The 18580-nt window shown below is 71.7% G+C and carries 18 protein-coding genes; 5 read left to right on the top strand and 13 right to left on the bottom strand.

The window, feature by feature from the left end; all coding sequences use genetic code 11:
• Window positions 1–18: 18 nt before the first annotated feature.
• Together ABD743_RS43760 and ABD743_RS43755 are read left to right on the top strand one after the other, a co-directional pair.
• Window positions 19–216, top strand: coding sequence for a hypothetical protein (locus ABD743_RS43760; protein WP_344730512.1), 198 nt, complete (start codon window positions 19–21; stop codon window positions 214–216).
• On the top strand, window positions 182–1165 hold the full coding sequence (locus ABD743_RS43755) for an aldo/keto reductase (RefSeq protein ID WP_344730510.1): 984 nt from the start codon (window positions 182–184) through the stop codon (window positions 1163–1165). The genes ABD743_RS43760 and ABD743_RS43755 overlap by 35 nt, the downstream gene beginning before the upstream one ends.
• Before the next feature lie 84 nt (window positions 1166–1249).
• Here the strand turns inward: ABD743_RS43755 and ABD743_RS43750 are convergent, their stop codons facing one another.
• The 6 genes from ABD743_RS43750 to tatA form a co-directional block, all read right to left on the bottom strand.
• Complete coding sequence (locus ABD743_RS43750) at window positions 1250–2536, bottom strand: acyl-CoA dehydrogenase family protein (RefSeq protein ID WP_344730508.1); 1287 nt, start codon at window positions 2534–2536, stop codon at window positions 1250–1252.
• A 202-nt stretch (window positions 2537–2738) separates the two neighbouring features.
• Window positions 2739–3389 carry a DUF4383 domain-containing protein gene (locus ABD743_RS43745; RefSeq protein ID WP_344730506.1) on the bottom strand — a complete coding sequence of 217 codons (651 nt, stop codon included), beginning with the start codon at window positions 3387–3389 and terminating at the stop codon, window positions 2739–2741.
• Window positions 3390–3507: 118 nt separating this feature from the next.
• Entirely contained in the window at window positions 3508–3711 is a 204-nt protein-coding gene (locus tag ABD743_RS43740) for a hypothetical protein (RefSeq protein WP_344730504.1), read from the bottom strand.
• Window positions 3708–4502 (bottom strand): DUF899 family protein, encoded by a 795-nt coding sequence (locus ABD743_RS43735; RefSeq protein ID WP_344730502.1) that lies wholly within the window; start codon window positions 4500–4502, stop codon window positions 3708–3710. The genes ABD743_RS43740 and ABD743_RS43735 overlap by 4 nt, the downstream gene beginning before the upstream one ends.
• Entirely contained in the window at window positions 4502–4801 is a 300-nt protein-coding gene (locus ABD743_RS43730) for an ArsR/SmtB family transcription factor (protein WP_344730500.1), read from the bottom strand. Before ABD743_RS43730 ends, ABD743_RS43735 begins: the two co-directional genes overlap by 1 nt.
• A gap of 49 nt (window positions 4802–4850) precedes the next feature.
• Window positions 4851–5051 carry a Sec-independent protein translocase subunit TatA gene (gene tatA / locus ABD743_RS43725; RefSeq protein ID WP_344730498.1) on the bottom strand — a complete coding sequence of 67 codons (201 nt, stop codon included), beginning with the start codon at window positions 5049–5051 and terminating at the stop codon, window positions 4851–4853.
• A gap of 213 nt (window positions 5052–5264) precedes the next feature.
• On the opposite strand from tatA, the gene ABD743_RS43720 reads away from it, so the two are divergent.
• Window positions 5265–7331 (top strand): transglycosylase domain-containing protein, encoded by a 2067-nt coding sequence (locus ABD743_RS43720; RefSeq protein ID WP_344730497.1) that lies wholly within the window; start codon window positions 5265–5267, stop codon window positions 7329–7331.
• A 60-nt stretch (window positions 7332–7391) separates the two neighbouring features.
• Window positions 7392–7736 (top strand): DUF3817 domain-containing protein, encoded by a 345-nt coding sequence (locus tag ABD743_RS43715; RefSeq protein WP_344730495.1) that lies wholly within the window; start codon window positions 7392–7394, stop codon window positions 7734–7736.
• A 9-nt stretch (window positions 7737–7745) separates the two neighbouring features.
• Here the strand turns inward: ABD743_RS43715 and ABD743_RS43710 are convergent, their stop codons facing one another.
• Both ABD743_RS43710 and ABD743_RS43705 read right to left on the bottom strand, forming a co-directional pair.
• Window positions 7746–8660, bottom strand: coding sequence for a TIGR03854 family LLM class F420-dependent oxidoreductase (locus ABD743_RS43710; protein ID WP_344730493.1), 915 nt, complete (start codon window positions 8658–8660; stop codon window positions 7746–7748).
• A gap of 50 nt (window positions 8661–8710) precedes the next feature.
• Complete coding sequence (locus tag ABD743_RS43705; protein WP_344730491.1) at window positions 8711–9901, bottom strand: trans-sulfuration enzyme family protein; 1191 nt, start codon at window positions 9899–9901, stop codon at window positions 8711–8713.
• A 122-nt stretch (window positions 9902–10023) separates the two neighbouring features.
• On the opposite strand from ABD743_RS43705, the gene ABD743_RS43700 reads away from it, so the two are divergent.
• Window positions 10024–11334, top strand: coding sequence for an amidase (locus ABD743_RS43700; RefSeq protein WP_344730489.1), 1311 nt, complete (start codon window positions 10024–10026; stop codon window positions 11332–11334).
• On the opposite strand, the gene ABD743_RS43695 is transcribed toward ABD743_RS43700, so the two are convergent.
• The 5 genes from ABD743_RS43695 to ABD743_RS43675 all read right to left on the bottom strand — a co-directional run bounded on the left by ABD743_RS43695 (window position 11321) and on the right by ABD743_RS43675 (window position 18281).
• Window positions 11321–12169: an SWIM zinc finger family protein gene (locus ABD743_RS43695; protein WP_344730487.1), complete on the bottom strand. Its 849-nt coding sequence runs from the start codon at window positions 12167–12169 to the stop codon at window positions 11321–11323. The two genes, ABD743_RS43700 and ABD743_RS43695, sit on opposite strands and share 14 nt — an antisense overlap.
• The gene (locus tag ABD743_RS43690) at window positions 12162–15305 is read right to left on the bottom strand and encodes an SNF2-related protein (RefSeq protein ID WP_344730485.1); all 3144 of its coding nucleotides are present in this window, start codon (window positions 15303–15305) and stop codon (window positions 12162–12164) included. Before ABD743_RS43690 ends, ABD743_RS43695 begins: the two co-directional genes overlap by 8 nt.
• 677 nt (window positions 15306–15982) lie before the next feature.
• The gene (locus ABD743_RS43685) at window positions 15983–16993 is read right to left on the bottom strand and encodes an ABC transporter substrate-binding protein (protein ID WP_344730483.1); all 1011 of its coding nucleotides are present in this window, start codon (window positions 16991–16993) and stop codon (window positions 15983–15985) included.
• Entirely contained in the window at window positions 16993–17301 is a 309-nt protein-coding gene (locus tag ABD743_RS43680) for a GNAT family N-acetyltransferase (protein ID WP_344730481.1), read from the bottom strand. Before ABD743_RS43680 ends, ABD743_RS43685 begins: the two co-directional genes overlap by 1 nt.
• Window positions 17298–18281: a pirin family protein gene (locus ABD743_RS43675; RefSeq protein WP_344730479.1), complete on the bottom strand. Its 984-nt coding sequence runs from the start codon at window positions 18279–18281 to the stop codon at window positions 17298–17300. Before ABD743_RS43675 ends, ABD743_RS43680 begins: the two co-directional genes overlap by 4 nt.
• Between the last annotated feature and the right edge of the window lie 299 nt (window positions 18282–18580).

Genomic DNA, 18580 nt, shown 5'->3' with positions numbered 1-18580 from the left:
GGCCGGTAGGTTATCCGGATGCGGTGGTGGAAGTGGCTGGGCCTGGCCGGGCTCGCAGGGGTTGCGGCCACCGGGGTGGTCACGGTGCGGGCTGAGCGGCGCCGGCGGTCCTACTCGCCGGAGGAGATCAGGTCCCGGCTGCACGAGCGAGTGGCCGCGGCTGCCGACGTACGCTCCGACCATGGAGAAGAGGAACGCGCGACGACTCGGTCGTGAGGTCGGCATCGTCGGGCTCGGTTGCTGGCAGCTCGGCGCGGACTGGGGCCGGGTGGACGAGGCCGATGCCCTCGCGGTGCTGCATGCGGCGGCCGACACCGGCGTCAGCTTCTTCGACACCGCCGACGTCTACGGGGACGGTCGCAGCGAGACGCTGGTCGGCCGGTTCCTCCGGGAGCGGAACGACGAGCGGTTCGTGGTGGCCACCAAGATGGGCCGGCGCGTCGAGCAGGTGCCGGAGAACTACACGCGCGAGAACTTCCGGGCGTGGAACGACCGTTCGCGGGCCAATCTCGGTGTCGACACGCTGGATCTGGTGCAGCTGCACTGCCCGCCCACGCCCGTCTACTCGCGCGACGAGGTCTTCGACGCGCTCGACGAGCTCGTGGCCGACAAGCGGATCGCGGCGTACGGCGTGAGCGTCGAGAGGGTGGACGAGGCCCTCACGGCCATCGCGCGACCCGGCGTGGCGAGCGTGCAGATCATCCTGAACGCGCTGCGGCAGAAGCCGCTGGATCACGTGCTTCCCGCGGCGGACGAGGCCGGTGTCGCGGTCATCGCCCGGGTGCCGCTCGCGTCGGGCCTGCTCTCGGGGCGCTACACCGCGGCCACCACGTTCGGTCCCGACGACCACCGCACCTTCAACCGTCGCGGCGAGGCGTTCGACGTGGGTGAGACGTTCGCGGGGGTGCCCTACGAGGTCGGGCTGGAGGCCGTCGAACGGCTGCGGCCGCTGGTGCCGGTGGGCGCGACGATGGCGCAGTTCGCGCTGCGCTGGATCGTCGATCTCCCGCAGGTGACCGTCGTGATCCCGGGCGCGCGGAACGCGGAGCAGGCGCGCGGAAACGCCGCCGCGGCCGACCTCGCCCCGCTGGACGAGCCGGTGCGGACGGCGATCCGCGAGGTCTACGACGACCTGATCCGCCCGCACGTCCACGACCGCTGGTAGATCGGCGCCCGGGCTCGGTGACGGGAAAATGTCTGCGGCCGCCTGCGACGACGAGGACCGACCTTCGCAGGCGGCCGGGTTGCGCTACAGGTTTGCAGTCGCTTCCTCGAGGTACTGGGCGAACTTCTTCCGGGCCGCTTCGGCGCGGGTGGGGACGTGCTCGGTGGGCACTTCGGTGGGGGTGTAGCCGCGCAGGATCCGGCGCGCCACCGTGCTCTTGTGCACCTCGTCAGGGCCGTCGTAGATCCGGGCGGCGCGGGCCGCGCGATACATCCCTTCCAGCGGCAGGTCGCCGGAGAAGCCCAGCGAGCCGTGTACCTGGATCGCGCGGTCGATCACGTCGTGGAGCACCTTCGCGCCCCAGTACTTGATCATGGCGATCTCGACGCGGGCGTTCGATGCGCCCACCTGGTCCATCGTCCACGCGGCGTGCAAGGTCATCAGGCGCGCGGCCTGCATCTCCGCCGCGGACGTGGCGACCCAGTCCTGCACCATCTGCTTCTCGGCGAGCACGGAGCCGTGGGTGTACCGGCTCACCGCCCGTTCGCACAGCATGTCGAACGCCCGCTTCGACTGACCGAGCCAGCGCATCGCGTGGTGGATGCGGCCGGGGCCGAGGCGCTGCTGAGCGAGCCGGAAGCCGTCGCCGGGGTTGCCGACCAGGTTCTCCTTCGGCACGCGCACGTCCGTGTAGATGATCTCGGCGTGCCCTCCGTAGAGGTCGCCGCCGACCGCGGGGTGGTCCATCACCGGGATGTCGCGGACGATCTGCACGCCCGGCGTCTCGACCGGCACGACGATCATCGACGAACCCTGGTAGGCCGACACGTCGGGGTCGGTCACTGCCATGACGATCAGGAAGTCGGCGTGCGAGGCGTTCGACGAGAACCACTTGTGCCCGTTGATCACGTAGTCGTCGCCGTCGAGCACCGCCCGCGTCGAGAGCAGCGTCGGGTCGGCCCCGGCCCCGGGCTCGGTCATCGAGAAGCAGCTGCGCAGCTCTCCGCGCAGCAGCGGGTGCATCCAGCGCTCCTTCTGCTCGGGGCTCCCACCGATGGCGAGCAGCTCCGCATTGCCGGAGTCGGGCGCCTGGTTGCCGAAGATCCCCGGTGCGTAGCGGCATTGGCCGAGGATCTCGTGCATCAGCCCGAGCCTGACCTGTCCGAACCCGCCGCCGCCGAGCTCGGGCGGCAGGTGGGCCGCCCACAGCCCGCGCTCCTTCACCTGCTCCTTGAGCGGTGCGGTGATCCGCGCATAGGTCTCGCGGTCCAGGTCGAGGGTCTCCAACGGGACGATCTCCTCGCGGACGAAGCCGCGCATCCATTCGAGCTGTGCCTCGAACTCGGGTTCCGTCGAGAAATCCCACGCCATCGTCCGCGCCTCCGCATCGTCGCCAGGGGATCGGCTCGTCCCCTCCGGGCCATCGTGCCCCGGGCCGCGGCCCGGCGATAGAACTGTTTTGGAGCGGTGCTCTAGAGCCGATGGTCAGTGGGCCGCGCGATGGCCGAAGGGTGTACGGGCGGTGGATCCGGTGATCAGGAGCCGTCGGCGCTGGTCCGCCTGGCGGTCGAGGTCAGGACGCGCCCGCACGCCAGGAGCGCACCCGGTCCTCGGCGCGCCGTGCACCCCGCGCCGCAGCGACACGGTCGGCCTGCTCCGGTGAGGCGGCGTGCTGGGCGACGGCGCGCTCGGCCTCGGCGAGTTCCCGGGCGGCGATCACGTCCGCCGCGTCCCGGAAGACGGTGGGCAGGGGCACCTCCGGCTCACCGCCGGGATGGCGTTCCACGCGGTACGGGTTGTCGTCGGGCAGCCCACCCGTGTACCTCCCGTATGCGCCGAGGAACAGCAGGAGCGCGCCTGCGATCAGGCTGAAGATCACGTTCGGCATCCGGAACGCGAGCAGGTTCATCGGGGTGTTCAGCACGAGCACGTTGGCCAGGCCCGAGAGGATGAACGCCACCCCCACGATGACGGTCACCGTGGAGGCCGTGCGGCCGCCGCGCATGGCCGCCGCGATCAGGATCGCGCCCACGACCAGCGAGATCACCGAGAGCAGACCGTTGGACGAGAGCCCGAGCACCGGGGTGCCGTTGGTGGTGAACGGTTCCAGCCGGTTGACGAGGCCGAGGATGCCGAACACCCACAGCCCGAGAGCGAACAGCACCGCGCCGACGCGGTGCACGGCGTCCAGAGGCCCGTGAGATTCGCGCCATACCCTGTTCATGACGAAATGGTGCGACGACCCGGACACGCTCGCGAGTCGATCTCGCCCGGCGTGCTCCGAACGGTGCAGTGTCCTCAGAGCGGCGTCGTAGCTACGGTGCAACGCCTCGCCGGGAGACTCAGTGACGGGCGCGGCTGCGCACCGAGCTCGAGATGAGCGCGATCCCGCCGATCAGCACCAGCAGCCCGATCACGAGCCAGGTGCGGGACCCGCTCATGAAGCTGCCGCCCAGCAGGTCGGCCCCCTGGAGAGTCCACACCCCACCGATGACGAACAGGAGCACGCCGAGCGCGCCGAGTACCACAGGAAACCACCGGGTCATGACGCAGATACTCCACCTGATGCTCGTGCGAGGGGATAGGTGTTGTCCGGCTCACGGTCGCCTCGGCCGGACGGCAGCAGGTCGAACAGGTTCCACACGGGCGTGAGCAGGTCCATGCCACGCGGGGTGCCGTCGGGGAAATCGGCGGGCTGGGTGAGGACATGACGCACCGCACCGGCCTCGCGGTCGCGGACATGCACGCTGAACGCCGGGAACAGTGCCCCACGCGAGCCGGCCACCCCGAGATCGTCGAGGAACGTGGTGCCGGCAGCGGAGACCAGCCGCACCCGTGACCAGCCCCGGACGCGCGCCCAGCCGCGAAGGGCGGGGAGTGGGGCGGGAGCCATCACGGCGAAGGCGGTGCGCTGGGCGATGTGGCGCTCCACCCCGTTGAGGCCGTCGACGAACATCGAGCACGCCGCGCAGGCGGCGTTGTCCTCGGGATGCAGCATCAGGTGATAGATGACCAGCTCGTCGTGGTCGCCGAAGAGCTCCTCGAGCGTGACGGGGCGCTCGGGTCCCTCGGCGGCGAGGTCGGCCGGGCCCTCGACGAACCGGTGGTTCTGCACAGTGGCCCCGAGTGGCAGCGCGCGGCGCATCGCGGCCACGGTCTCGATCCGGTCGCGCAGCTCGGCCTCGGCCCGGCGCAGCTCCGAGCGGGCCAGGCGGTACTCCTCGCTCGCGCCGGCGGGCCAGAGCCCGGGCGCCTCGCCCTCGACGTGCAAGGTGATGCTCTTGAGCTCGGTCCACCACGGTGCGGGGGTGCCCGACGTCGCCGTGTTGTTCGACATCACTGATCCTCCTCGGCGATCGCCTGGATGTCGGCCAGCCGGGCGTCCCAGAAGTCCTCGACGAATGCGCGCAGCTCGGCGAGCGCATCCGGGCGGGCGCGGTAGAACCGCCGGGTGCCTTCGCGTCGTTCGACGAGCAGCCCGGCACCGCGCAGCACCCGCAGGTGCTGCGAGACGGTGGGCCGGGCTACGTCGGGAAACTGCTCGGCGATCGCGCCCGCCGGGAGTTCCCCGTCGCGCACGAGCCGGAGGATCTCGCGCCGTCGCGGTTCGACGAGGGCTTCGAGGACGGCCTGCATTCGAGGAGTGTAGACCATCACTTACGTAAGTGTCAGGCTACTTTCTCGTTCAGGCCTTGTCCTCGTCGGCGGCCGGGCGACCGGGCTCAGGGTCGGTCGTCGCAGGTGCGGTGCCTGCCCGCAGTTCCGCCTGCAGGATCCGGGCGGACCGGCCGAGACCGCGCGCCGCGTCGGGGAGCTTCTTGGCTCCGAACAGGAGAACCACCACGCCGATCACGATGAGCCAGTGCCAGGGGCTGAGCTCGCCCATTTCTCCACCTTTCCGCAACGCTGTTTCCGCAGTGCCGTCCTGTGGTGCACTGGAGGGACCTCTCGAGTGTGCCCCTGTCGGGAAGTCAGGGAATGTTCTACACACCCTTTTGTCGAACCATCCTGTGCGTCCGGCTGGTCGCTTTTCTCCGATATGTGTACAGATCATCCGGATTCTGCGTGGGGATGGGCGCACTGGTAGATGTGGTGCGTGGTGGTTCTCCGTAAGTGCGCGCGTCTGGCGGTGCTGGGGCTGGTGGCAGCCGTGGTGCTGGCCGTGATGAGCTTTCCGGTGGTCGGTGGCATCGGAGCGTTGGCCGGGCAGGTCAGCAACGGGGCGGTCAATGTCGCGCCGGCCTCCCTGCTCGCGGGGAACACCCCCGACGTCACCACTGTGACGGACTCCACCGGGAAACCGATCGCCTTCCTCTACGACCAGTTCCGGACGCCCGTCCCGAGCAGTCAGATCTCGGCGGCGATGAAGGCGGCGATCGTCGCCATCGAGGACCGGCGCTTCTTCGAGCACGGAGGTGTCGACCCGGTCGGCACCATTCGCGCCCTGGTCAACGACGCCGGCGGCGGCGCTCAGCAGGGTGGTTCGACCCTGACCCAGCAGTACGTGAAGAACTACGAGCTCTATGTGGCGGCCACCAACGACGCGCAGCGCCAGGCGGCCGTGGCGCCCAGTCTCGCCCGCAAGATCCACGAGGCCGAGCTGGCGGTCACGGTCGACCACAACCTCAGCAAGGAGGACATCCTCACCCGCTATCTCAACATCGTCTATTTCGGGCACGGCGCCTACGGCGTGGCAGCCGCGGCGCGGGTCTACTTCAACACCACCGCCTCCGCGCTGACCGTCCCGCAGGCGGCACTGCTCGCCGGAATGGTGCAGAGCCCCACCCAGTTCGACCCGATCGAGCATCCCGAGGCCGCCAAGGCGCGCCGCGACGTGGTGATCGCGCAGCTGCGCCAACTCGGCTCGATCAACCCCGACGATGCCGCAACCGCCACCTCCGCGCCGCTGGGCGTGGTGGACGAGACGTCCGTACCGCCCGAGGGCTGCACGGGTGCGGGGGACGACGGCTACTTCTGTGCCTACGTGGTGCGCTACCTGGAGCAGGCCGGCTTCACCGGCGAGCAGCTCTTGTCGGGTGGCTACACGATCCGTACCACGCTCGACCCGGACGCACAGGAGAAGGCCAAGTCCGCAGTGGACAGTCAGGTGCCCCCGAGGACGCCGCACGTCGCTGACGTGCTCTCGTTCGTGCAGCCCGGCCAGACCGTGCACCCGATCACGGCGATGGTGGCCAACCGCACGTACGGCAACAAGCCGGGCCAGTCCAGCTACGGACTGCCCTATCAGCCGGAGAACCTCGGTGCCGGTTCGGTGTACAAGATCTTCACCGCCGCCACGGCCATGGAGCAGGGCCTGATCGGTATCGACTCGGTGATCGACGTGCCGCCGAGCGGGTACCTGAGCCCGATCTACAAGGACGCTTCGGGCCACGACATCCCGGTGCACAACGCCGAGGAGACCCTCGCGCCACAGCTGACCCTCACCGAGGCGCTCGCCGAGTCGCCGAACACCGCCTTCGTGAAGCTCGAGGAGAGCACCGGGATCCCGCCCATCGTGGACATGGCGCAGCGGCTCGGCATGACCTCGCTCTCCAACCCGGTGAGTGACAAGCCGGGAGCCATGTCGATCGCCGACACGGTGAAGGCGGAGAGGCAGGCGTCCTTCACCCTCGGCGTGACCCCGACGAGCGACCTCGAGCTGGCCAACGTCGACGCGACGCTGCAGAGCCACGGCATGTGGTGCCCGCCCACGCCGATCCTCTCGGTGACCGACCAGGCCGGCAAACCGGTGCCCGTGAACCAGACCCCGTGCCGGCAGGCGGTCGCTCCCGCGCTGGCGGACAGCTTGGTCAACGGCCTCAGTGAGGACGACCAGCCGGGTGGTACGTCGGCGGCGGCGGCGGCCGCTCAGGGCTGGTCACGACCCGCCTCGGCCAAGACCGGAACCACGCAGATCTTCCAGTCCGCGGCCTTCGTGGGCGCCACGCCGCAGCTCGCCGGAGCGGCGATCGTGTTCGACGACTCCCGGAACCCGCGGCCGATCTGCGATGGGTCGCCGCCCAGCACCTGCTCGAGCGGAACGCTCTTCGGTGGTGGGGCGCCGGCGCGAACGTTCTACAAGGCGGCCAACGACATCCTCGGGGACGCCCCGGTGGTGCCACTGGCCCCGCCATCACCCCGGTATCTCCGGGGCCGGCTGTCGTAGGACGGTTACTTTCGACACCCGGTAGAAGCTACGGAACCATGGTCGGGCAGAGTGGCGCACATGGCTGCCTTCCCCTCCCCGACCACGGGTGCTCTGGTGTTCCGCACCATCGCGATCGCTGAGGCCTGCTCCTGGGCCGGCCTGCTGATCGGGATGTTCTTCAAGTACGTCGTGGTGCGCAACGACATCGGCGTCACCGTGTTCGGGCCGATCCACGGGGTGCTCTTCATCATCTACGTCGTCGTCACGCTGCTGGTGGCGCGCGATTTCCGGTGGAGCGTCGGAACGACCGTGGTGGCACTCGTGGCCAGCATCCCGCCGCTCGCCACGTTGTGGTTCGAGCGCCGTGCCCGGCGCACCGGGTTGTTCTCCGGTGTTCCCGCGGCGGCCGATCAGGCGGCGTGAACGGCGTGGTCAGCTGCTGAGCTCGGCCTCCAGCCCGGCGATCTCGGCCGTGAACTGGTCGAGGAACCCGCGCCACGACGCGACCGTTCCGGCGGGGCGGACGACGAACTTCGTCAGCCCGACGTCGACGAAGCGGCGCACCTGCTCGCGCGCGGCGTCCCATCCGTGGGCCACCAGCAGCTTCGGGTCGAGATCCGGGCGGCGCCGCGCGATGCGGGCGATCGCGGCGTCGGTGATGGTGGCGCCGGGCGGGATCACGGCGATGTTCGTGCCGTAGTGGTCGGGCTCGATCTCACGGCCGGCGTCCTTGGCCGTCTCCTCGATGAGCGACCTGGCCACGCCGGCCTCCTCCGGGGTGACGGCACTGCCGAGCCAGCCGTCGGCCAGCCGCCCGATCCGCCGCAGCCCGGCCGGGGCGCGGCCACCGAGCCAGAGATCGAGCGGCCGCGCAGGTAGCGGCGCCACCGATGCGTCGTCGAGGTGGAAGAACCGGCCGTGGTGGGTGACGCTCGGCTCGGACAGCAACCGACGCACCACGACGAGGGACTCGTCGAACAGGGCGGCCCGCGCGCCGTCGGGTGCCGGGAACAGATCGCGCTCGGCGGGCGTGACCGACCGCACCCCGAACGCGGGCAGGATCCGCCGGGGAGCCAGCGCCGCCAGCGACGCCAGCTGCGCGGCGACGAGCGCGGGGTTGCGGCCGGGGAGCACCAGAACGCCCGTGCCGAGCTTCAGCTCACGGGTACGGCCCGCGGCGAACGCCATCCCGACGACGGGGTCGATCGACGGGGCCGACGCCGTGTCGGCCAGCCAGAGCGAGTCGATGTGGCGGGCCTCGAGTTCGTCGATCAGTTCTGCGAGCTCGGGCCCGGGGCCCGGACCGGAGGCGAGAGGCACTGACCCGATACCGATACGAACCTTCACGCCTCGACGCTACCCCCGTGGGCCGCTCGTCCGGCTGCCGATGTGTGGCCTCAGGAACCGACGGCGTCGAGGGCGCGGGAGAGGTCGGCGATCAGATCTCGGGGGTCCTCGAGGCCCACGGAGAACCGCAGGTGGCCGTAGCGGCGGAACTTCTCGGGGTAGTACCGGGCCCGCTCGTCGTCGCCGGAGACGTGCACGATCAGCGACTCGTCGTGCCCGAGCGAGACCGCCGAGGTGATCAGCCGCAGCGCTGCCACGAACCGGTTCTGCGCAGCGGAGTCGCCGTCCACGGCGAACGCAAGCATCCCGCCGAACCCGCCGTCGAGCGTGCGGCCGGCGAGCGCGTGCTGCGGGTGGGAGGGCAGGCCCGGGTAGGCGACGTAGGCGACCCGCGGGTGCTCCTCGAGGAACTGGGCCACGGCCATCGCCCCGGCGCAGTGGGCGCGCATCCGCATCGGCAGGGTCACCGAACCGCGCATGATCAACCAGGCGTTGAACGGGCTGATCACGCCGCCCACGTTGACCATCGCCTCGCGCCGGATGTCGGCCACGAGTGCGCTGCCGGCCTCCCCGCCGCCGATCACGGCGCCGCCCATCGCGTCGCCGTGGCCGTTGATGTACTTCGTGAGCGAGTGCACGACGACGTCGGCGCCCAGGTCGAGCGGGCGCTGCAGCACGGGCGTGGCGAACGTGGCATCGACCGACAGCAGCGCGCCTGCGCCGTGCGCGATGTCCGCGACCGCGGCGACGTCGGTGATCCGGGTGGTGGGGTTGGCCGGCGTCTCGATGTGCACCAGCCGGGTCTCGGGGCGCACGGCGGCGGCCACGGTGTCGAGGTCGGAGGAGTCGACGAGGGTGGCGGTGATCCCGTACTTCGCCGGGAGCAGGTCGTGGAGCAGTCGATAGGTGCCGACGTAGGTGGTGTCGGAGCAGACCACGTGGTCGCCGGAGCGCAGAGCGGCGAAGAACACCGCGTGCTGCGCGGCCATCCCGCTCGCGAGGGCCACCGCCGCAGTACCCCCGTCGAGCGCGGCGAGCTTGTCCTCCAGCCATCCCTGGTTGGCGCCGCCGTTGCGGGTGTAGAGCGGGGTGTCGGTGCCCGACCAGGAGAGCTCGGACGGGTCGTCGGGCAGCGCGTAGGAGTTCGCCATGACGAGCGGGCGGCGGATCGCTCCGCTGCCCGTGTCGACGGCGTTGCCGGCGTGAACGGCGAGCGTGGCGAGATGAGGGATGTCGGGCACCCCGTCTTCGTACCCGCCCTGAACGTCCGGGGGAGACCTGGCCCCACGGGCGGTGCGGATCAGCCTGTCGTGTCGACGTCCACGCGGCGGCGGCCGGTCGCCCACGCGTACCGTTTCGACTCATGATCCGTACGGCGGATGAGGTGGCCGGGGGAGTGCGGGCGGGAACGCTGGACCCGGTGCGGATCACCGAGGAGGCGTTGGACCGGATCTCGGCCCGTGACGACACGATCGGGGCGTTCCGGCGGGTCCGCGCGCAGGAGGCGCCGGCCGAGGCCCGAGCGATCGGCGCGCGGCCCGACCTCGCTGATCTCCCGCTCGCCGGCGTGCCGATCGCCGTCAAGGACGTCGTCGCGGTCGCCGGAGAGTTCGCGGAGTGGGGATCGCGCGCGGGGTCCCGGCAGGTCGCCCGCGCCGACGGCGAGATCGTCGCCCGGCTGCGCGCGGCGGGTGCCGTGGTGGTCGGGCTGAGCCGGGTGCCCGAGCTGTGCGCCTGGCCGTCGACCGACACGGCCGAGGGGATCGCCCGCAACCCGGCGGCGCCGGAGTACGTGGCCGGTGGATCGTCCGGGGGGAGCGCGGCGGCGGTGGCGGCGGGCATGGTGCCGCTCGCCCACGGCACGGACGCTCTCGGCTCGATCCGGGGTCCCGCCGCGATCTGCGGGGTGCTCGGCATCATGCCGGGCGCGGGCGTCGTCCCCGCGTCCGACTCCGGGCTGTTCTGCGGGCTCTACCGGCACGGTGCACTCGCGACGACCGCAGCCGACGCGGCCCTGCTGCTCGCTGTGCTCGCCGAGCGGCCCGACCTGGGCCGGATCACCGAGCCGGGCCCGCTGCGGGTGGCCGTGTCCACTCGTATGCCGGTCACGGGGGCATCGGTGCCGAAGCCGATGACGGCGGCGGTCACGCAGGTCGCGAAGCAGCTTCGCGCCGCCGGGCACAGCATCACGGTGGCCGCGCCCCGGTACGGAACGGCCGTTCTGACCGGAGCCGCGGCGCGCTGGTTCGCCGGGCCCGCGGAGCACGCCGCGGAGTTCGACCCGGACCGGCTCCAGCCGCGGACGCGCACCCATGTGCGGATCGGGCGTTTCGTGAACAGGGCCGGGCTGGTGCGTGAAGGCCCCCGGCGGGAGTGGATCGCGCGCGCAGGCGAGTTCTTCGCGGAACACGACGTGCTCCTCACGCCCGCGCAAGCGGCGCTGCCGGCGAAGGCGCAGCTGTGGAGCCGGAAGTCGTGGCTCGCCAACCTGCCGCAGGCCCCAGCCAACGGGTTTCTCACGCCGTGGAACCTCGCGGGCTATCCGGCTCTCTCCGTGCCTGCCGGCCGGCATCCCTCGGGGGTGCCGATCGGCGTGCAGCTGGTGGCTCCGCCCGGTGGCGAGCCGCGGTTGCTCGCCCTTGCCGGGCAGCTGGAGAAGCTCAGGGCCCGGTGACGAGCTCGGTGTCCTCTCCGGCCATGGCGCGGTAGGCGGGTCGCAGCAGGTCGGTGACCTGCTCGCCCCGCACGTCGATCGCGAAGCGCGGCACCTGGTCGAGCAGCGCGTCGGGCGGCGTGTGGGCGCCGGCCAGCCGTTCGGGGAGACCGGGGCCGGCGTGCCAGTAGGTGTCCATGACGTCGGCGAGGGCGCCGCTGCTCGGGGTCGGGTCGATCGGGAGTGCCGCGGTGCGGCGGGCGCGCAGGTCCTCGAGGAGCGTCTCGCGGTCGCGGCCGCGCAGGGCGAGGATCTGGAAGGGATCGGCGTCGAACCACTCGGCGAGCACGTAGAACACCGCGGCGAGGTGCTTGCACGGGACGGCGAAGTCGGGGCAGGTGCAGTCCATCGAGAGGTCGCGGTTGCTCGCCGGGAAGAGCGACAGACCGACCGCCTCGAAGACACGCTCGATGTCGCGCGGCATCTCGCCACCGAGCAGCACAGCGGCGTAGGAGGCGTCGTCGACCAGCGCCTGCGCTACCGCGGCCCACTCCGCCTTGCCGAACGCCGGAACGCCGATCCGCACCTTGTACGGCTGCGGCCGCGAGCCCTGCACCTGCGCGACGGCGCCGCCGGCGTCGACATCGAGGGAGACGATCTGGCCCGCACGCGCGTAGCTGCGCCCCCGCGAGAGCCGGCCGCCGACGCCGAGCGACTCCAGAACCGAGAGGAACCGCTGTGACCACCACGACCGCGCCACCGGGCCGCGGGTGCTGTTGATCTGGATGCCGCCCTCGACCTTGCGCGCCTTCGCGGGCTCGGCGTCGCGCCACCAGAAGGGATCGGGATCAGGCATTCTCGCCCCCCTCGACCGTCTCCTCCAGGGCCTCCGAGCTCAGGGTGAACAGCTCGCGCAAGGAGTCGGTGGACAGTTCGGTGAGCCAGCCCTCGCCGTCGCCCACCACCATCTCCGACAGCGCACGCTTCTTGGTGATCATCTCGTCGATGCGCTCCTCGACGGTGCCCGGGCACACGAACTTGCGCACCTGGACGTTGCGCCGCTGCCCGATGCGGAACGCCCGGTCGGTGGCCTGGTTCTCGACGGCGGGGTTCCACCACCGGTCGAGATGCACCACGTGGTTGGCGGCGGTGAGCGTGAGGCCGGTGCCACCCGCCTTGAGCGAGAGCAGCATGATCGGCGGCCCCTCACCGGCCTGGAAGCGCGTGACCATCTCGTCGCGGCGTTTCTTGGGCGTGCCCCCGTGGAGGAACGCGACGTCGGTGTCGAAGCGCGCCGAGAGGTGCGGCACGAGCATGTGGCCGAACTCGGCGAACTGGGTGAAGCACAGCACGCGGTCGCCCTCGTCGAGGATCTCGGCGAGGATCTCCTCGAGCCGGAGGATCTTGCCGGAGCGGCGGCCGACCGGTGAGCCGTCGTGCAGGAGCTGGGCCGGGTGGTTGCAGATCTGCTTGAGCTTGGCCATCGCGGCCAGCACATTGCCGCGGCGCTCGATGCCCTGGGAGTCGGCGATCTTCTCCATCATGTCGTCGACGACCGTGCGGTAGAGCGAGGCCTGCTCGCGGGTGAGCCGGTAGTGCTGCGTGATCTCGATCTTGTCGGGCAGGTCGTCGATGATCGTGGGATCCGTCTTCACCCGCCGCAGCAGGTACGGACGCGTGACGCGGCGCAGCAGCGCGGCGGCCTCGGTGTTGCCGTGCCGCTCAACCGGGATGGCGTAGCGGGCGCGGAACCTGTCGGCGGAGCCGAGCAGCCCGGGGTTGAGCACGTCCATGATCGACCACAGCTCGGCGAGCCGGTTCTCCACGGGCGTGCCGGTGAGCGCCACGCGGTGCTCGGCGTCGAACCGGCGCACGGCGCGCGCGTGCGAGGCGCGGCTGTTCTTCACGGCCTGTGCCTCGTCGAGCACGAGCCGGCGCCACGCGAACCGGGCCAGCTCGTCGCCGTCGCGCGTGGCCGTGGCGTAGGTGGTGACGACGAGGTCGGACTCGCGGACCCGCTCCGCGAGCTCCTCGTCGTGCAGCCGCCCGGGGCCGTGGTGCGCGAGCACCTTCAGATGCGGAGCGAAGCGGGCGGCCTCCCGCTGCCAGGTGCCCACGAGCGACATGGGGCAGATCAGCAGCGTGGGGCCCTGTTCCTGCTGGGCCCGCTCGTGTGTCTCCAGGGCCAGCATCTGCACCGTCTTGCCCAGCCCCATGTCGTCGGCGAGGCAGGCGCCGAGCCCGAGCGCCGAGAGGAAAGCGAGCCATGAGACGCCGCGCTCCTGGTAGGGGCGAAGCTGCGCCTGGAAGCCCGGCGGCGGGGGGATCGGCGTGATCGCGCGCTCGGCCTCGCCGGAGAGCAGCTGGCCGATCCAGCCCTCGGCGTGGATCGCGGTGACGGGGAGCGGGACACCGTCCTCCTCGCCGCCGGCCGCCCAGTCGTCGGGATGGCGGTGGGCCAGTGCGAGCACCTCGGCGGCGGTCGGGGCGCCCGCGGCACGCCGCTGCCGGGCGCGGCGCAGGAACTCCAGACCTTTCTGCAACCGCTCGGCGTCGACGCTGACCCACCGGCCCCGCAGCCGGACCAGCGGTGCCTTGGTGGCGACCAGGTCGGTGAGCTCCTCCTCGGAGAGCTCCTCGTCGCCCACCGCGATGGACCAGCGGAAATCGGCCAGCTCCTCGCGGCCCAGTCCACTGCGGGTGAGCACGCGGTCGGCCGGAGTGCTGCGCGCGCTCAGGGCGAGCCCGACGCGGCGCGCGCCGTCCCACCCGGACGGCAACTGCACGCCGAACCCGGCCTCGACGAGCAGCGCCGCGCCCGCCGTGAGGAAATGGTGGGCGCCGTCGAGGTCGAGATCGAGCGTGGACGGGCGGGCCTGCCGCAGCGCCGGGGCGAGCGCCGGGAGCACCAGCGACGCGCGGCCGAGCTCGGCGAGCAGCAGCTCCTGCGGCTCCGCGATCAGCCGGGCCGCCCCGCCGGACCAGACCTGCTCCGCCGGGACGAGCAGGCTCGGGTCGGCGGTGGACTGCAGGAGGAACTCCAGCACCCAGCGCGTGCCGTCGCCGGTCTGGTCGAGAGCGTCAGGGGTCGGGTCGGCGGGGTCGTGCAGGGTGCTGATCTCGGAGAGCCGGAAGCAGGCACGGCCCGCGCCGGTGGGGGCCGTGCCGAACTCGTCCCACTGCGCCACCGCGTCGGCGAGAGCCGCCAGCTCGGTGGCCGGCAGTTCGGAGGAGTCGCCCCCGATCCGTCCGTCGGGCGTGAGCAGAGCGGCGAGCCACGCCTCCGTGGCCGCAAGCCTGTGGGGCGTGCCCGTGCGCGGCGGGAGCACGGTGACCGGCTCGGGCGCGCGGGCGAGCAGGTCACGGACGGCGGCGTCGGCGAGGCAGGCGAGCGCGTCGGTGACCAGCTCCTGGGCGTCGCCGCCGGCCTGCGGGCCACGCGCGGGCCCCACGGCCTCCGCCCGCCCGACCGGCGGAAGTGCGGCCACCAGCGCGTCGAACGTGACGGCGTCGAGGCCCTGGACGATCGGGCGCCACCGCGCGGATGCGAGTGGACCGTTGCGGACCAGGGTGGGCAGCACGCGGCCGCGGGCGGCGAGATCGGCCGCCAGCTCGGCCACGGCGCGCAGGTGGGCCACCGAAGCGCCGTAGCGCACTTCGTCGACGGGGTCGTCGAGCTCGGCGACGTCGACCAGCAGCGCCGGCACCGACCACGGCCGCAGCGTGGGCCCGCCCCGGGGCGGCGCGGCGCGCCCGCCGCCCCGTACCAGCTCCGGTGAGGCGAGCGGGCCGCCCGGCCGGGACGGCAGCAGCAGCGTGAGAGTGGCGGGCTTCCCGGGGTGCAGCGCCACGAGCGTCGACGCGGGGGCCGCGAACGGGTGGGGGCGGGCCGACCGCAGCGAGCGGCTCGAGGAGGTGGCGGGCCGCTCGCCGTCCTCGGCCCAGAGCAGCACACCGCGGCCGGGCGACCAGACGGCGTGGACGGCAAGCACAGGTCAAGGCTACGGAGGCCCCCCGACACCCCGACCCGCGGCTGCGCCCCGGGGAACGCCGAGCCAACGGGCTCAGGCGTACGAACGGCACTCCCGTCCGCCAGGTCGGGATGAACGTGCCGGCCGTTCGGGAGTTGAGGCCAGGGCTCGGGGCGTTCGGGGAGCCCGTCGATCGGGCCAGGTGAACGAACGGCGCTCTCGTCCGTTAGGTCGGGATGAACGTGCCAGTCGTGCGGGTGTCGGGCTTGGGCTCGCCAGGTTCGGGGCCCCGCGGGCTCGGGCAACGAGCGGCGCGTTCGTCCGATAGATCAGGATGAATGTGCCGATCGTGCGGGAGTGGGGGCCTGGGCTTGCCGGGTTCGGGGGGCCTCGGCACCGGTTTCGGGCTACGAGTGGCGCGTTCGTCCGATAGGTCGGGATGAATGTGCCGGTCGTGCGGGTGTTGGGGTCTCGGCTTGCCGGGTTCGGGGAGTCGCAGCGCAGGCCTCGGGGCTACGAGTGGCGCGTTCGTTCGATAGGTCGGGATGAATGTGCCGGTCGTGCGGGTGTTGGGGTCTCGGCTTGCCGGGTTCGGGGAGTCGCAGCGCAGGCCTTGGGGCTGCGAGCGGCGCGTTCGTTCGTTAGGTCGGGGTGAGCGTGCCGGTCGTGCAAGCTCGCGGTTCGGCTCCGGCTCGGTCTCAGGGTTCCGGGGGTTGGTTCTCCAGCGCGGCCAGGCGGCCCTCGTCCCAGCGCACCAGCGTCATTCGGTGGCCCACCTGGCTGCCGTTCTCGGCGGCGACGGCGAAGTCACCGAACATCGTCGAGGTCCGCAGGTGGGTGGCCGCTGCCCACAAACCCTGTCGGTCGCGACCACCGGCGGTCTCCGCGCACTGCACGGCCAGGGCCGCTGCGGCGGCGGCCTGAACGGCTGGGTAGTCGGGGGTTGTGCCGGTCCGGCGGGTGAACGTGGCCAGGAAGTCGTTCTCGGACGGGCCGATCTCGGCCCGATGGTGCCCGCCCGGGAACCACTGGGCGACCCCCAGAACTCCGTTGCTGTCCGGCACCACGTCGGCGAACTCCCGTACGCCGGCGGCGACCGACCCGATGATCCTCGGCCCGCCGGGCGCGGTGCGGGCGGCCGTGACGGTGTCCACGTCTTCCTCGAAGGTGCCTGCCGTGAAGAGGTCCCACGGCTGGTCGCGCGTGAACGGTGCGTCGGCGCGGACGGTCGTGATGCCCATGCGCTCGGCGTGCCGCTCCGCCCCGGCGATGACCTGGCGCGCGAAGCGACCGCGCCCCTGGGCCAGGACCAGCGGAACCTTCTCCTCGTGGCCGGCGAGATGCCGGACGAACGGCTCGGCGTAACGGCTCGTGGGCGACAGGACGGAGACGACGTGGCCGGGTGCCGCCGCCTGCACGTCGTCGCCGGAGCCGCCGTGGTTCCAGACCAGCAGGTCCTCGGCGGACGCCACCTCTGCCGCGGTGCGTGCGAGCAGTGTGGAGTAGGGCCCGAGCAGGAGATCGCATCGGGCGGCGAGCCCGTGCAGTCGAGCACGTACTGTCCGCGGATCGCTCTCGTCGTCCTCGACGACGACGTCGACGCCGTCGGTCAGCTCACGCCAGCAGCGGAGACCTTCAGCGGCCTGCGTGCCGAAGCGTGCGAACCGGCCGGTGACCGACAGCGCGACTCCGACCCGCAGGCAGCTCATCAGAGTCCGATGTGCGAGCGCTCCGCCTCCGGCACCAGATCCAGGTAGTCCTCGTGCTTCTGGATCCAGCCCCGCACGAACGGGCAGAGGGGGATGACCGCGAGGCCTCGGGTCCGGGCGGCGTCGAGCGCCGCCCGGACGAGCTTGCCGCCCAGGCCCTGTCCCGCGAACGCGTCGTCGATCTCGGTGTGGATGAAGCTGATGCGACCGTGCCCGAGCCGGTAGACGGCGAAGCCTGCGAGCTTGCCGTCGACGTGGATCTCGAAACGGGACGACTCGGCGGCGTCGAGAACCTGCGGCTCGGTCATGCGTTTCCTCCTGCGGACCCGTGCGGGATGTACGTGGCGGGTACGACGCCCAGCTTGCCCTTCTGGTAGTCGTCGAACGCCTGCCGCACCTCCGCCCGGGTGTTCATCACGAACGGACCGGCCCAGGCGACGGGCTCCTGGATCGGCTGTCCCCCGAGGATGATCACATCCAGCCCTGCGAGACGCGACTCCTGCTTCTCGTTGCCCGAGACGGTGATCGTGTCGCCCGGTCCGAAGAGGGCGGCCTGTCCGGTGCGCACCGGGCGCTTCTCGGCGCCCACCGATCCGGCCCCGGAGAGGACGTAGACGAGCGCGTTGAAGTCGCGGCGCCACGGCAGCCGGACGGTCGCGCCGGGCGCGACGGTGACGTGCATCATCGCCATCGGGGTGTGGGTCGATCCCGGGCCGGTGTGCCCGGCGAGCTCACCGGCGATCACCCGGATCAGCGCCCCGCCGTCCGGAGTGGTGACCAGAGCCGACTCGCCGGCCCGCAGGTCCTGGTACTTCGGCTCGAGCCACTTGTCGGCCTTCGGCAGGTTCACCCACAGCTGCAGGCCGTGGAAGAGCCCGCCGCTCATGACGAGCGACTCCGGCGGGCGCTCGATGTGCAGCAGCCCCCCGCCCGCGGTCATCCACTGGGTGTCGCCGTTGGTGATCACTCCGCCGCCGCCGTGCGAGTCGGCGTGCTCGAATGTGCCGTCCATGATGTAGGTGACGGTCTCGAAGCCCCGGTGCGGGTGCCAGGACGTGCCCTTCGGCTCGCCGGGCGCGTACTCGACCTCGCCCATCTGGTCCATCATCAGGAACGGGTCGAGGTCGCGCAGGTCGATCCCGGCGAAGGCGCGGCGCACCGGGAAGCCCTCGCCCTCGAACCCGGACGGCGCGGTGGTGACGGAGCGGACGGGCCGGTCCTGGGCAGCCGCCCCCGGTTCGGGGACACGGGGGAGCAACGTGACATCGGCGACGGTGACGGCGGGCATGTGGGGCCTCCGGAAGTTGATTCTGCAACTACCGGTCTGAACGGTACCGGGGGTCGTTCTCTTCCCCGGTACTGGTGTCCGATTCGCGTGGCCCGGTCGGGCCCGCTTCCCCCGAGTGGAGAGTGACGCGGCCTAGAGCCTGTCCTCAAAGTTGGTGCGGCTGGTCTGGTTTGATCTTGGGCTTGTGGTGCGTAGGCACGAGCTCACTGATGAGCAGTGGCAGGTGATCGAGCCGTAGCTTCCGGTCTCGGGGGCGAGGGGTCGGCCGCGGGTGGATGACCGTCGGGTGATCAATGGGA

The organism is Pseudonocardia yunnanensis (assembly GCF_039534065.1).
GTDB classification, from domain to species: domain Bacteria; phylum Actinomycetota; class Actinomycetes; order Mycobacteriales; family Pseudonocardiaceae; genus Pseudonocardia; species Pseudonocardia yunnanensis.
This window is presented reverse-complemented; position numbering and strand designations above follow the sequence as displayed.

Excerpts from the sequence above, each read along its gene's own strand:
- ABD743_RS43760 (WP_344730512.1), top strand. The coding sequence starts at position 19 with ATGCGGTGGTGGAAGTGGCTGGGCCTGGCCGGGCTCGCAGGGGTTGCG.
- ABD743_RS43755 (WP_344730510.1), top strand. The coding sequence starts at position 182 with ATGGAGAAGAGGAACGCGCGACGACTCGGTCGTGAGGTCGGCATCGTC.
- ABD743_RS43750 (WP_344730508.1), bottom strand. The coding sequence starts at position 2,536 with ATGGCGTGGGATTTCTCGACGGAACCCGAGTTCGAGGCACAGCTCGAA.
- ABD743_RS43745 (WP_344730506.1), bottom strand. The coding sequence starts at position 3,389 with ATGAACAGGGTATGGCGCGAATCTCACGGGCCTCTGGACGCCGTGCAC.
- ABD743_RS43740 (WP_344730504.1), bottom strand. The coding sequence starts at position 3,711 with ATGACCCGGTGGTTTCCTGTGGTACTCGGCGCGCTCGGCGTGCTCCTG.
- ABD743_RS43735 (WP_344730502.1), bottom strand. The coding sequence starts at position 4,502 with ATGTCGAACAACACGGCGACGTCGGGCACCCCCGCACCGTGGTGGACC.
- ABD743_RS43730 (WP_344730500.1), bottom strand. The coding sequence starts at position 4,801 with ATGCAGGCCGTCCTCGAAGCCCTCGTCGAACCGCGACGGCGCGAGATC.
- tatA (WP_344730498.1), bottom strand. The coding sequence starts at position 5,051 with ATGGGCGAGCTCAGCCCCTGGCACTGGCTCATCGTGATCGGCGTGGTG.
- ABD743_RS43715 (WP_344730495.1), top strand. The coding sequence starts at position 7,392 with ATGGCTGCCTTCCCCTCCCCGACCACGGGTGCTCTGGTGTTCCGCACC.
- ABD743_RS43700 (WP_344730489.1), top strand. The coding sequence starts at position 10,024 with ATGATCCGTACGGCGGATGAGGTGGCCGGGGGAGTGCGGGCGGGAACG.
- ABD743_RS43695 (WP_344730487.1), bottom strand. The coding sequence starts at position 12,169 with ATGCCTGATCCCGATCCCTTCTGGTGGCGCGACGCCGAGCCCGCGAAG.
- ABD743_RS43685 (WP_344730483.1), bottom strand. The coding sequence starts at position 16,993 with ATGAGCTGCCTGCGGGTCGGAGTCGCGCTGTCGGTCACCGGCCGGTTC.
- ABD743_RS43680 (WP_344730481.1), bottom strand. The coding sequence starts at position 17,301 with ATGACCGAGCCGCAGGTTCTCGACGCCGCCGAGTCGTCCCGTTTCGAG.
- ABD743_RS43675 (WP_344730479.1), bottom strand. The coding sequence starts at position 18,281 with ATGCCCGCCGTCACCGTCGCCGATGTCACGTTGCTCCCCCGTGTCCCC.